We start from the raw sequence: 12,053 nt of genomic DNA on the forward strand, positions 1-12,053 counted from the left end.
CGTCCGAGTTGCCAGGAGACAAGAATGGATCCGTTCGATACGCATGAGGTACGCAATACGGTGGCGCCGCTGCAGGACATCAACCTGTACGCTGCCGATCCGGCGCTGCAGGAAGCCCTGCTGCGCGAAGGAGGCGGCGCCGACGCCGACTCGCTGCGGGAACTGGGCGCGCTGCTGGGCCGCGCCGACACGCTGGACCTGGCGCGGCTGGCCAACCAGCACGGGCCCAGGCTGCATAACTTCGACCGCAACGGCCAGCGCATCGACGAGGTGGAATTCCATCCCGCCTGGCATAGCCTGATGGCGCTGCTGATCGAACACGGCGCCCACTCGTCGCCGTGGCGCGGCGGCGCGGGCGCGCAGGTGGCGCGCGCGGCCCGCTACATGCTGTTCGGCCAGGTCGAAAACGGCTCGCAATGCCCGGTGACGATGACCTACGCCTGCGTCCCGGCGCTGCGGCAGGCGCCCAGGATCGCCGCCAAGTGGCTGCCGAAGATCCTGTCGAACGACTACGATCCGCGCTCGCTGCCGGTGGAGCGCAAGCGCGGCGCCATCATCGGCATGGGCATGACCGAGAAGCAGGGCGGTTCCGACGTGCGCGCCAACAGCACCCGCGCTGAAGCGGTGCCGGCGGACGAGGCGCGTTCCATGTTCGGCGATTGCGCCGAAGGCTGCGACGAGGTGTTCCGCATCGTCGGTCATAAATGGTTTTTCTCGGCGCCGCAGAGCGACGCGCACCTGATCCTAGCGCAGACCGACGATGCCGGCGGCGCCGGCCTGTCCTGTTTTTTCCTGCCGCGCTATCTGCCGGACGGCAGCCGCAACCAGATCCGCGTGCAGCGGCTCAAGGATAAACTGGGCAACCGCTCCAACGCCTCGTCGGAAGTGGAGTTCACCGGCGCCTACGGCTGGCTGGTCGGCAAGCCGGGGCGCGGCATCCCGACCATCCTCGAAATGGGCGGCCACACCCGGCTCGATTGCGTGCTGGGCAGCGCCGGCGCCATGCGCGCCGCGTTGACGCATGCGCTGCACCACGCGCGCCGCCGCGTCGCCTTCGGCCGCCCGTTGGCCGAGCAGCCGCTGATGCAGAACGTGCTGGCCGACCTGGCGCTGGAGTCGGAAGCCGCCACCGCATTCGCGATGCGGCTGGCGCGCTGTTTCGATCAGAGCGACGATCCGGCGCAGGCGCTGCTGGCGCGCATCCTGACGCCGGCCGGCAAGTACTGGATCTGCAAGCGCGGCCCGGCGTTCGGCGCCGAGGCCATGGAGGTGGTCGGCGGCAGCGGCTACGTGGAGGACGGCCCGCTGGCGCGCCTGTATCGCGAACTGCCGGTCAATTCGATCTGGGAAGGCTCCGGCAATGTGATGTGCCTCGACCTGTTGCGCGCCTTCGGCAAGAGTCCCGCCGCGCGCGAGGCGCTGGCAGCCGAGCTGATGCTGGCCTGTAACGCCGACACTTTCTACATCGCTTACAAAAGCACGCTGCTGGCCGATCTGGCCGAACCGCAGACCGACGAATTCGGCGCCCGCGTGCTGGCCGAGCGCGTGGTGCTGGCGATGCAGGCGGCGCTGCTGCTGCGGCACGCGCCGGATTATGTGTCGTCGGCGTTCATCGCCTCGCGTCTGAAGCGGGAGCCGGGCGGCGCCTTCGGCCGGCTGCCGGCGGGCGTCGATTGCGCCGCCATCCTGGCGCGCGCGCTGGTCGAATGAGGCCGAAGGCCTAGTATAATGCGGCGTATAACGTCTATATAAGAGCAACCAATGAAACAAGATCCGCGCTTCCCGAACCTGTTCATCACCGACCACCCGCTGATCCAACATAAACTGAGCCACATGCGCGCCAAGGATACGTCGACCCGTACCTTCCGCGACCTGCTCAAGGAAATCACACTGTTGATGGGTTACGAGATCACCCGCGACTTGCCGCTGACCACCCGCACCGTCGAAACCCCGCTGATGACCATCGACGCGCCGGTGATCGCCGGCCGCAAGCTGGCCATCGTGCCGATCCTGCGCGCCGGCATCGGCATGAGCGACGGCCTGCTGGACCTGGTGCCGTCGGCCCGCGTCGGCCACATCGGCGTGTTCCGCGATCCCGAGACCCATCAGCCGGTGGAATACCTGGTGCGCCTGCCGGACACGGTGGAACGCACCTTTATCCTGTGCGACCCGATGGTGGCGACCGGGAATTCGGCGGTGCACGCGGTGGACGTGCTGAAAAAGCGCGGCGTCACCGACGAACAAATCATCTTCCTGGCGCTGGTGGCCGCGCCGGAAGGCGTTGAAGTGTTCCAGAAGGCGCATCCGGGCGTGAAGCTCTATTGCGCCTCGCTCGACTCGCACCTGAACGACCACGCCTACATCGTGCCTGGCCTGGGTGACGCCGGCGACCGCATCTTCGGGACCAAATAAGATCATGGCCACGCCCGTCGACCCCGATTTCCGCGCCCGCCTGTCGGCGCTGAACGACAAATTCGCCGCCACCGTGCCGGGCACGATGGAGAAGATCCGCGTCGCGCTGGCCGAGTGCGCCGCCGGCGGCGCGACGCCGTCGTCTGCCGCGCTGCACCAGTTGCATGAAGCGCTGCACGGCGTGGCCGGATCGGCCGGCACCTTCGGCTTCGCCACGCTGGGAACCGAGTGCCGCCGCATCGAACAGACGGTGCGCGCGGTGCTCGCGGGCGGCGACGGATGGGCCACGGTGCCGCCGGCGGTGGAAAAACTGTTGCATTGGGCGTCGATTGATCCTCGTTCCGCCGATTATCAATGAATCATGCGCTTGACATCGATCAAATCGGTTAGTATTAACTTGTCTATAGTGACTTTTACGCCCTGAATCTTTACGACGAAGAGTCAGCAGAGTTCGGTTTTTCTACCAAAAAAAATCGTGCTTTGCATTTATTTTCGTGAATTCGTGCTTTTCTCTCGTAAATGGGTATAATACGGGATCGTTTAGATTCAAGAGTAGTGCAGTTAGTCTGTCATTTCTTTCTTGCCTCAAACGATATCACGGGCGCAAGCCCAACTTAACTGAAATAGGAATTGTAATGGCAACTGGTATCGTAAAATGGTTCAATGATTCGAAGGGCTTCGGCTTTATCACCCCTGACGAAGGCGGCGAAGATCTGTTCGCTCACTTCTCGGCGATTCAGTCCGCAGGCTTCAAGTCGCTGCAAGAGAACCAACGCGTTTCTTTTGAAGTGACCGCTGGTCCTAAGGGCAAGCAAGCTTCGAACATTCAGCCAATCTAATACGCTGAATCTAACGAAATAAAGAAATCCTCGGTATCCGAGGATTTTTTTTCGTCCGCGTTTTCGTAAGGCTACTTTCCGGACTTGCGCCAATAGTCCGGCTGCGCGTAAGTGTGCCGCAGGAAATCGACAAACGCGCGTATCCGCAGCGGCAGATGGCGGCGCTGCGCGAACACCGCGTAAATATCGTTGCCCGGCGCCGCGTGCTGGTCCAGCACCGTCTGCAATTTGCCCGCCTCGATCGCGCTGCCCACCTCCCACATCGAACGCCACGCCAGGCCTTTGCCGGCCAAGGCCCATTCGTGCAGCACCTGGCCGTCGTTGCAGCCCATGTTGCCGCTCACCTTCAACACCACGTTCCGCTCGTTCTCGCGCAGGGTCCAGCCGCGCTGGCTGCCTTCGGAGCTGATCGCCAGACAGTTGTGCCTGGCCAGGTCGGCCAGCGTCTTCGGCTCGCCGTAGCGCTTCAGATACGACGGCGCGCCGACGATCACGCGCTCGTTGTCGGCTAGCTTGACGCTGACCAGGTTGGAGTCGGACAGGCTGGCGATGCGGATCGCCACGTCGATGCCTTCGCCGACGATGTCGACCACGCGATCGCTCATGTTCAGCGTGGCGGTGACGTCGCGGTGCTCGGCCAGGAAAGAGGGCAGCAGCGGCGCCACATGCTGGCGTCCGAAGCCGGCCGGCGCGGAAATCATCAGGTGCCCTGTGGCGTGCGCGCTACGTTCGGCCACCGCCGATTCGGCTTCCTCCAGCTCGGCCAGAATGCGCTGGCAATCCTCCAGGAAGGCGGCGCCTTCGTCGGTCAGCGCCAGTTTGCGGGTGGTGCGTTGCAGCAGCTTGACCCCGAGCCGGCTCTCCAGCGCATCCAGCCGGCGGCCTATCATGGCCGGTGCGATGCCCTCGGCGCGCGCGGCGGCCGACAGGCTGCCCCTGGCCACCACTTCGACGAACGTGGAAATCTGTCTGAATTGCCCCATAGCCCGTTTGTTCCGTCACTTGTGATAAAAACGCATAGATGATGTGATTTATAGTCTTGTTTGCATAACTTATTAGTGAATATACTGTAAAAAAACGCGGCCCAACAAGCTTATAATTTGATCTGGTAGTTAATATTTCTTACGGAGATACTCATGACGCAGTCCACCATCACTCTGCCGGCAGGCATGGAAATCACGGGCGACATCAAGCCCGGCTACGAAAACATCCTGACCACCGAGGCCCTGTCGCTGGTGGTCAAGCTGACCCGCGAATTCGAAGCGCGCCGGCAGGAGTTGCTGGCGGTGCGCGTCGAGCGCGCCAAGCGGCTGGATGCCGGCGAGCGTCCCGACTTCCTGGCCGAGACCGCGCATATCCGCGCCGGCGACTGGAAGATCGCGCCGATTCCGAAGGCGCTGGAATGCCGCCGCGTCGAGATTACCGGTCCGGTCGAACGCAAGATGGTGATCAACGCCTTCAACTCGGGCGCCGACAGCTACATGACCGACTTCGAAGATTCCAACACGCCGAACTGGGACAACCAGATCACCGGCCAGATCAACATGGTCGACGCCGTGCGCCGCACCATCTCGCTGGAGCAGAACGGCAAGTCCTACAAGCTCAACGACAAGATCGCGACGCTGGTGGTGCGCCCGCGCGGCTGGCATCTGGACGAAAAGCATGTGCTGGTGGACGGCAAGCGCATCTCCGGCGGCATCTTCGACTTCGCGCTGTTCATGTTCCACAACGCCAAGGAGCAGCTGGCGCGCGGCGCCGGGCCATACTTCTATCTGCCGAAACTGGAATCGCATCTGGAGGCGCGGCTGTGGAACGACATCTTCGTGCTGACGCAAAACGAACTGGGCCTTCCGCAGGGCACGATCAAGGCCACCGTGCTGATCGAAACCATCCTGGCCGCATTCGAGATGGACGAGATCCTGTACGAGCTGCGCGAACACAGCGCCGGCCTCAACGCTGGCCGCTGGGATTACATCTTCTCGTGCATCAAGAAGTTCAAGCTGGACAAAGAGTTCTGCCTGGCCGACCGCGCCAAGGTGACGATGACCGCGCCGTTCATGCGCGCCTACGCCTTGCTGCTGCTGAAGACCTGCCACAAGCGCAACGCGCCGGCGATCGGCGGCATGGCGGCGCTGATTCCGATCAAGAACGACCCGGAAAAGAACGACATCGCCATGGGCGGCGTGCGCACCGACAAGGCGCGCGACGCCACCGACGGCTACGACGGCGGCTGGGTCGCGCACCCGGGCCTGGTCGAGCTGGCGATGACCGAGTTCACCAAGGTGCTGGGCGACAAGCCGAACCAGATCGACAAGCAGCGCCTGGATGTCGACGTCAGCGCGGAACAGCTGTTGGAATTTAAGCCGGAAACGCCGATCACCGAAGCGGGCCTGCGCTACAACATCAACGTCGGCATCCACTACCTGGGCAGCTGGCTGGCCGGAAACGGCTGCGTGCCGATTCATAACCTGATGGAGGACGCGGCCACGGCGGAGATCAGCCGCTCGCAGGTGTGGCAGTGGATCCGTTCCGACAAGGGCGTGCTGGACGACGGCCGCAAGGTCACCGCCGACATGGTGCGCGCGATGATTCCGGAGGAGCTGGCCAAGGTGCAGCGCGATGCGCCGGGCGGCGACGGTCCGACCTATGTGCGCGCGGGCCAGATCTTCGAGGAGATGTCGACCTCGGAATCGTTCGCGGAGTTCCTGACCTTGCCGCTGTACGAAGAAATCTAAACGCCGACGGCCCATGCAGCGCATGGGCCGTTTTTCATTCAGAAGTCATTCTTCCACAGACGCAGCGCGGTGAAGGTCGCCAGCGGCGTATCGATGCGATCAAGCCGGCCCGCCTTCACCAGCTGTTCGGCGATCGCCGGCTCGCGGTAGCGGAGGAAGGGATTGGTGGCCTTCTCCACGCCGATGGTCGACGGCACGGTCGGCAGATTGTGCTCGCGCTTGTCGGTCTCGACCTTCACGCGCTCCTGCAGCGCCACATTGTCCGGCTCCACCACGCGCGCGAAGCGCAGATTGGACAGCGTGTACTCGTGGGCGCAAAACACCTTGGTGTCCTCCGGCAGCGCCGCCAGCTTGCCCAGCGAGCTGATCATCTGCGCCGGCGTGCCTTCGAACAAACGGCCGCAGCCGCCGGCAAACAGCGTATCGCCGCAGAACAGCCAGGCGGGCTCGTCGCCGGAACGCTCGCGCACATACGCGATATGTCCCATCGTATGCCCCGGCACATCCAGCACCGACAAGCGCAGCGCCAGGCCCGGCACATCGAACTGCTTGCCTTCGCCGACCGGCAGCGTGACGGCCGCGATATGCTCGTTGCGCGGACCGAAAACAGGAACCTGATAATGCTGTAATAATTCAGGAACGCCGCCGATGTGGTCAGCATGGTGATGGGTGAGTAGAATGGCGGTGAGCCTGAGCCCGTTCGCCTTCAGCGCCGCCAGGATCGGTTTGGCGTCGCCGGGGTCGACCACCGTGGCGTGGACGCCATCATGTATCAACCACAAATAGTTGTCGTGGAACGCAGGTACGGTCAGAACACTGAGAGCTTGAGTAGAAGATATGGTCATTGGATTGCTAAAGGCTAAGCATGGATAGGGCGGGATCGGAGAAATCCATTATAGCGCTGGAAGGCTGGATGCAGACGCCCGCAGGCGTGTACTTGCGCGCGTGGGAACAAACCTGTCTCGATAATTTAACAGCCGATATCTTCGGCTACAACGCGGTGCAGATCGGCATGCCGCAAATCGACGCGCTGGCCGCCAACCGCATGCCGTACAAAATCCTCGCCGACCGCAAGGTGCGGCCGGTGCAGGATGCGTTACGCCCGGTCGACCTGACCTTCGATTACACCGAGATGCCGTTCGCCTCGCAAAGCATCGACCTGATGGTGCTGCCGCACGTGCTGGAATTTTCCGACGATCCGCACCAGGTGCTGCGCGAAGTGGAGCGGGTCCTGATTCCCGAAGGGCAGGTCATCATCTGCGGCTTCAACCCGGCCAGCCTGTGGGGCGCGCGCAATATGCTGCGGCGCGTCGGCGGCACCTCGTTCCTGCCGCGCACCGAAGAGCTGATCTCTATGCCGCGCATGAAAGACTGGTTAAAATTATTGAACATGGGCGCCAGCCAGAGTCACTTCGGCTGCTACGCGCCGGCCTGCCGCACAGAAAAGTGGCTCAACCGCTACACATTCATGGATAATGCCGGGCCGCGCTGGTGGCCTTATTTCGGCGGGGTCTACGTCGTACAGGCGATCAAGCGGGTGAAGGGCATGCATTTGATCGGTCCGGCGTGGACCAAGAAAACGGCATCGAACACGGCGGTGGTGCCGGCAACAAATAAAAGACGGGAACAGCAGGATGGATAAGGTTGAGATTTTTACCGACGGCGCGTGCAAGGGCAATCCGGGCCTGGGCGGCTGGGGCGCGTTCCTGGTGGCCGAAGGCGCCGAGAAGGAAATCTGCGGCGGCGCGCGCGACACCACCAACAACCGCATGGAATTGCAGGCGGTGATCGAAGCGCTGATGGTGCTCAAGCGGCCGTGCTCGGTCACGCTGCACACCGACAGCCAGTATGTGCAAAAAGGCATCAGTGAATGGATCCACGGCTGGAAGGCGCGCGGCTGGAAGACGGCGGCCAAGGAACCGGTCAAGAACGAGGATCTGTGGAAGGCGCTCGACGCCGCGCAGGCGATGCACACGGTCGAATGGCGCTGGGTGCGCGGCCATAACGGCCATCCCGGCAACGAGCGCGCCGACATGCTGGCCAATCGCGGGGTCGAGGTCGCGCGGGCCAGCAAGTGATGCCTGTTATACTGCTGCGCTTGAACGGATAACCACACACTATGCGCCAAATCGTACTCGATACCGAAACCACCGGCATCAACCCCAAGCTGGGCAACCGCGTCATTGAGATCGGTTGCGTCGAGCTGGAAAACCGCATGCTGACGGGGAATAACTTCCACGTCTACATCAACCCGCTGCGCGACTCGGAAGAGGGCGCGCTGAACGTCCACGGCCTGACCACCGAGTTCCTGAGCGACAAGCCGCAATTCCACGAAATCGTCGAAGCGCTGCGCACGTATATCCAGGGCGCCGAAGTCATCATCCACAACGCGCCGTTCGATCTGGGCTTCCTGAACCACGAATTCAAGCTGTTGAACCTGCCGGATTTCAGCAGCCACATCGGCGGCGTCATCGACACGCTGGTGCACGCCAAGGAACTGCATCCGGGCAAGCGCAACTCGCTGGACGCGCTGTGCGACCGCTACGGCGTCTCGAACTCGCACCGCAAGCTGCACGGCGCGCTGCTGGATGCCGAGCTGCTGGCCGACGTCTACCTGTCAATGACGCGCGGACAGAACAGTCTGGGCATGGATGTGGAAGAGGAAGTGGTCTCCGGCGCCGAGCTGCTGGCGCCGGTGCCGCTGGCCGACATCATCTTCCTGCCGGCCTCGGCGGAAGAACTGGCGGCGCACGAAGCGACGCTGGCGGGGCTGGACAAAGCGGTCAAAGGGCAATGCATCTGGACCGCGACGCTGGCGCCACAACTGGCCGCATGATATTTTCGCGCCAGGGTCTTCCCATCACGGGAAGTTCTATGCGATAATTCGCCCCGCTTCGGGAGGTTAGCTCAGGGGTAGAGCACTGCATTCACACTGCAGGGGTCACAAGTTCGAAACTTGTACTTCCCACCAGAATACGTTTGAGATAAGGGCTTGGCGAGAAATCGCCAGGCCCTTTTTTCATGCCTAAGAAAAAAGTACGGAAAACGGTGGCGGACATGATCGGACGTGGCTGGACGATGAGGCGACGCTGTGAGTGTGCTGTCAAATGAGGATATGAGAGGCAACAATCTATTCAGTCCACATTTCTACTGTTCCTACTGGCCCTGATGCACGCGTCGTCCCAACTTGACTGGCGCAGGGAACTCTCTTTTCTTGATCGACTCGTATATGCTGCTGCGCGATTTGCCACAAATAGCCAGCACTTCCCTCAGGCGAATGAACCGTAGGAGGATAAATGCCCGCGTCCGCGATCAGGGCAACCCGTTGCTCGCTTATTTTTGAGGAGGCCATGGCCTCCTCCTAATTCGGTGCGCAGGTCATGCCACTCCTGTCGCCGCGGATCCCACGGTAGGTTTCGAATGGCCTCGATGAAGTTAGGTAGTACGTCTACGACACCAACGCGCGACTGTGCAAAACGATCGCGCCGGAGATCGGCGCCACTGTGCTCAATTAGGACGCGGACGGCAACATCGCGTAGCGCGCGATCGGCCTGAAGCTGCCTCGACGGCCACGTGCGACCAGGCCAGCGTGGCGACGACCAAGAAAATCACCTACGGCTACGACGCGCGCAATCGCTTGAAAACCACCACCTACGGCGACGCCAGCCCGGCGATCAGCCGCATCTTCTTCGACGACGGCTTGCCCGCGAAGGTCAGTTCGAACGGCACGGTGTGGACCTACACCTACAACAAGCGCAGGCTGCCAGAACAGGAAAGCCGGGCCTACGCCGGCAAGACCTACAACATCGGCCGTGCCTACGACGCCAACGGTGCGCCGACGAGCCTGAGCTATCCGGGCGCCAGCGCGCTCAGCGTGAACTTCGCGCCCAACCCAACGCGCTGGGCCAGGCGACGACGGTCGGCGGTTACGCCGCCAACATCGCCCACGCGCCGAACGGCGCTGTGAACAATTTCACCTATGGCAGCGTGCTGCATTCGCGGCTGGAGACCATCCGTGGCATGACACCAGCAAGCGCTTGACCTCGATCAGCGGCACCACCGCGCTGACCTTGGGGTATGACACCCAAGGTAACCTGACCAGCCGTGGTGGCGCCGCTTACGTCTTCGACCAAGGCAACCGGATGAGCAGCGCGACCGGCAAGGCAAGCTATGTCTACGATGGCTGGGGCCGCCGCGTGAAGCTGGCCAAGACCGATGGCACGACGGTGATTCAGGTCTACAGCATGGAAGGCAAGCTGTTGTACGGCAGTTCAGCGGTCGGTGCGGCGACGCCGACCGAAAGCCGATATATATACTTAAAAGATCACTTGCTGGCCGAGGCAGGCGTGGCTTACGTGCACACGGATGGACTGGGCAGTCCGATCGCTCGCACCGGTCCGACCGGCACGGCGCTCACGCGTACGCGCTACGAGCCGTATGGCCTGACGGCGGCCGGCACGGCGCCGGCGACCATCGGGTTCACGGGACACGTGAACGATACCGACACCGCGCTGGGGTATATGCAGCAACGGTACTATGATCCGGTGGTGGGACGGTTTATGAGACCGATCCATTGCTCACGAATGTAAGCAATGGGGAAAGCTTTAATCGTTACACTTATGCTAACAATTGCCCATATAAGTTTATTGACCCAGATGGACGAGATCCAGAATTGCCCAGCTTTTTTGGACTGTCAACAGTGGCGGGATAAAGGCGGGATACGACGTTAGATCAGGCAGTATCGCAGGGTAGCGTAGCGAGAGATATTACATTACCTGCCATTGCTGTTGCTGCGGCTCCATCGGCTATTGGGTTAGGGAGCGCTACTGCGGCTGTCCCTTTAACGATTGGAACTGAGGTCATTGCATCTAACGGATCGCTCAAAAATGGACGTTTAGTATTGAAATTTCTGGAGGTGCTGGGTAAGGCGGAGCATGACGCGCCTAAGGCGCCTATACCTCAGACCCTCAAGCCGGCGACGATTGAAAAAATTGTTAAAAAGATAAAAAATATTCGAAGATGCCCGTCGCGAATAAAGATCCAAGCTCTGTACCTCCCCCTCCGCCACCGCCCAAATCATCAATTAACTAGCTGCTAAATATGATGGAAAAAACTCATAATGACGAGAAGTTGCTTTGGCAAATGATTGATACTGCCTTGTCCGACAGTAATCTTAGAGAAGTTGTTTTACTTATGCAAAAGCTCGCCGGACTTGGTGTTTGGAGAGCGCTGGCGCGTATCGGTGAAATTTACGAGTTAGGTGTCGTTGGCGTGGAAATTGATACTGAGGAGGCAGTCAATTGGTATCGTAGAGCTATTTTCGAATGTGACGATCCCATGGCTCACCTTGGCTTAGGTCGCATATATTTTAGTGGGCGCGATTCAATTCAGCAAGATTTCTCAAAATCTTATATTCATCTAATGAAGGCATATTCTCATGGATTAGTTGAAGCTGGAATTTTTCTGGGAATCATGGCGATGCATGGCCATGCAATGGAGCTTAATTGGAATGTGGCAGAGGATTTTTTCATAAATGCCACGAAAGGAAGATTCCCAATCGCCTATCGTTATTTAGCCTACATGGCGGGATGTTCTGGCAAGCCTTATCTAAGGATTTGGTACATCTTAAGAGAATTTTTTTCTTCATCTCGATTAAGAATATCGGATAGAAACCATCCCAATCTGTGGAAGATCCCCGACTAATGGATTTTAAATATTTAGAATCGATTATATCTTTGGTCCGGTGCTGGCGGAAAAAATACTGGCTGCCGAAATACCTCGCCAGCAGATCATCCGAAGCGCCGCGTCCGATGTTATCTGAATGGTCCGGTTCCCTGACCTGAGAATCCATGCGCGGCGCCGATAACTTAACCAGCTGGCGCCGACACTGAATTGAACTATGCGGCCCAGTTACGACGGTGCCAGCAAAATCGTCTGGCCCGAGGGGGATGTTCGATGGGTAACGGCAACGTGACCGGGTTGACGGATATCGGCGAACGGCGCCGGCATGTGGGGCACGGCGAGCTATCTGAGCGACGCGCTTGACAACATCCGCACCATCGCTGTC

14 protein-coding genes and 1 tRNA gene are annotated in these 12,053 nt (G+C 60.6%); 12 read left to right on the forward strand and 3 right to left on the reverse strand.

The window, feature by feature from the left end; genetic code table 11:
• Positions 1-24 precede the first annotated feature (24 nt).
• The 4 genes from GW587_RS10765 (at position 25) to GW587_RS10780 (ending at position 3,251) form a co-directional block, all read left to right on the forward strand.
• On the forward strand, positions 25-1,710 hold the full coding sequence (locus GW587_RS10765; protein WP_166102220.1) for an isovaleryl-CoA dehydrogenase: 1,686 nt from the start codon (positions 25-27) through the stop codon (positions 1,708-1,710).
• 51 nt (positions 1,711-1,761) lie between these two features.
• On the forward strand, positions 1,762-2,412 hold the full coding sequence (upp, locus tag GW587_RS10770) for a uracil phosphoribosyltransferase (RefSeq protein WP_166102221.1): 651 nt from the start codon (positions 1,762-1,764) through the stop codon (positions 2,410-2,412).
• A gap of 4 nt (positions 2,413-2,416) precedes the next feature.
• Positions 2,417-2,770, forward strand: a complete 354-nt coding sequence (locus GW587_RS10775; protein WP_166102222.1) for an Hpt domain-containing protein — start codon at positions 2,417-2,419, stop codon at positions 2,768-2,770.
• A 277-nt stretch (positions 2,771-3,047) separates the two neighbouring features.
• Positions 3,048-3,251, forward strand: a complete 204-nt coding sequence (locus GW587_RS10780; RefSeq protein ID WP_020703630.1) for a cold-shock protein — start codon at positions 3,048-3,050, stop codon at positions 3,249-3,251.
• Between the two features lie 71 nt (positions 3,252-3,322).
• On the opposite strand, the gene GW587_RS10785 is transcribed toward GW587_RS10780, so the two are convergent.
• Positions 3,323-4,234 carry a LysR family transcriptional regulator gene (locus tag GW587_RS10785; RefSeq protein WP_166102224.1) on the reverse strand — a complete coding sequence of 304 codons (912 nt, stop codon included), beginning with the start codon at positions 4,232-4,234 and terminating at the stop codon, positions 3,323-3,325.
• 153 nt (positions 4,235-4,387) lie between these two features.
• Here GW587_RS10785 and aceB point away from each other — a divergent pair, with 153 nt between their 5' ends.
• A complete protein-coding gene (gene aceB / locus GW587_RS10790; RefSeq protein ID WP_166102226.1) occupies positions 4,388-5,986 on the forward strand; it encodes a malate synthase A in 1,599 nt (532 codons plus the stop codon).
• Between the two features lie 38 nt (positions 5,987-6,024).
• On the opposite strand, the gene gloB is transcribed toward aceB, so the two are convergent.
• The gene (gene gloB / locus GW587_RS10795) at positions 6,025-6,831 is read right to left on the reverse strand and encodes a hydroxyacylglutathione hydrolase (protein ID WP_166102228.1); all 807 of its coding nucleotides are present in this window, start codon (positions 6,829-6,831) and stop codon (positions 6,025-6,027) included.
• 20 nt (positions 6,832-6,851) lie between these two features.
• Between gloB and GW587_RS10800 the strand changes: the two genes are divergently transcribed.
• The 4 genes from GW587_RS10800 (at position 6,852) to GW587_RS10815 (ending at position 8,957) form a co-directional block, all read left to right on the forward strand.
• Positions 6,852-7,628, forward strand: a complete 777-nt coding sequence (locus GW587_RS10800; protein ID WP_166102230.1) for a class I SAM-dependent methyltransferase — start codon at positions 6,852-6,854, stop codon at positions 7,626-7,628.
• The gene (rnhA, locus tag GW587_RS10805; protein WP_166102231.1) at positions 7,621-8,064 is read left to right on the forward strand and encodes a ribonuclease HI; all 444 of its coding nucleotides are present in this window, start codon (positions 7,621-7,623) and stop codon (positions 8,062-8,064) included. The genes GW587_RS10800 and rnhA overlap by 8 nt, the downstream gene beginning before the upstream one ends.
• Positions 8,065-8,105: 41 nt before the next feature.
• Positions 8,106-8,822 carry a DNA polymerase III subunit epsilon gene (dnaQ, locus tag GW587_RS10810; protein WP_166102233.1) on the forward strand — a complete coding sequence of 239 codons (717 nt, stop codon included), beginning with the start codon at positions 8,106-8,108 and terminating at the stop codon, positions 8,820-8,822.
• A gap of 60 nt (positions 8,823-8,882) precedes the next feature.
• Positions 8,883-8,957 (forward strand) — tRNA-Val (locus GW587_RS10815).
• Between the two features lie 185 nt (positions 8,958-9,142).
• On the opposite strand, the gene GW587_RS31640 is transcribed toward GW587_RS10815, so the two are convergent.
• Positions 9,143-9,280 carry a helix-turn-helix transcriptional regulator gene (locus GW587_RS31640; protein WP_166102759.1) on the reverse strand — a complete coding sequence of 46 codons (138 nt, stop codon included), beginning with the start codon at positions 9,278-9,280 and terminating at the stop codon, positions 9,143-9,145.
• 295 nt (positions 9,281-9,575) lie between these two features.
• Between GW587_RS31640 and GW587_RS10825 the strand changes: the two genes are divergently transcribed.
• The 3 genes from GW587_RS10825 to GW587_RS10835 all read left to right on the forward strand — a co-directional run bounded on the left by GW587_RS10825 (position 9,576) and on the right by GW587_RS10835 (position 11,689).
• Positions 9,576-9,953: a hypothetical protein gene (locus tag GW587_RS10825; protein WP_166102235.1), complete on the forward strand. Its 378-nt coding sequence runs from the start codon at positions 9,576-9,578 to the stop codon at positions 9,951-9,953.
• 70 nt (positions 9,954-10,023) lie between these two features.
• Complete coding sequence (locus GW587_RS10830) at positions 10,024-10,575, forward strand: RHS repeat-associated core domain-containing protein (protein ID WP_166102236.1); 552 nt, start codon at positions 10,024-10,026, stop codon at positions 10,573-10,575.
• Positions 10,576-11,086: 511 nt separating this feature from the next.
• Positions 11,087-11,689, forward strand: coding sequence for a tetratricopeptide repeat protein (locus tag GW587_RS10835; RefSeq protein ID WP_166102238.1), 603 nt, complete (start codon positions 11,087-11,089; stop codon positions 11,687-11,689).
• Positions 11,690-12,053: the final 364 nt, after the last annotated feature.

The sequence above is a fragment of the Duganella aceris genome (assembly GCF_011090165.1).
In the GTDB taxonomy this organism is placed as follows: Bacteria; Pseudomonadota; Gammaproteobacteria; order Burkholderiales; family Burkholderiaceae_D; genus Rugamonas; species Rugamonas aceris.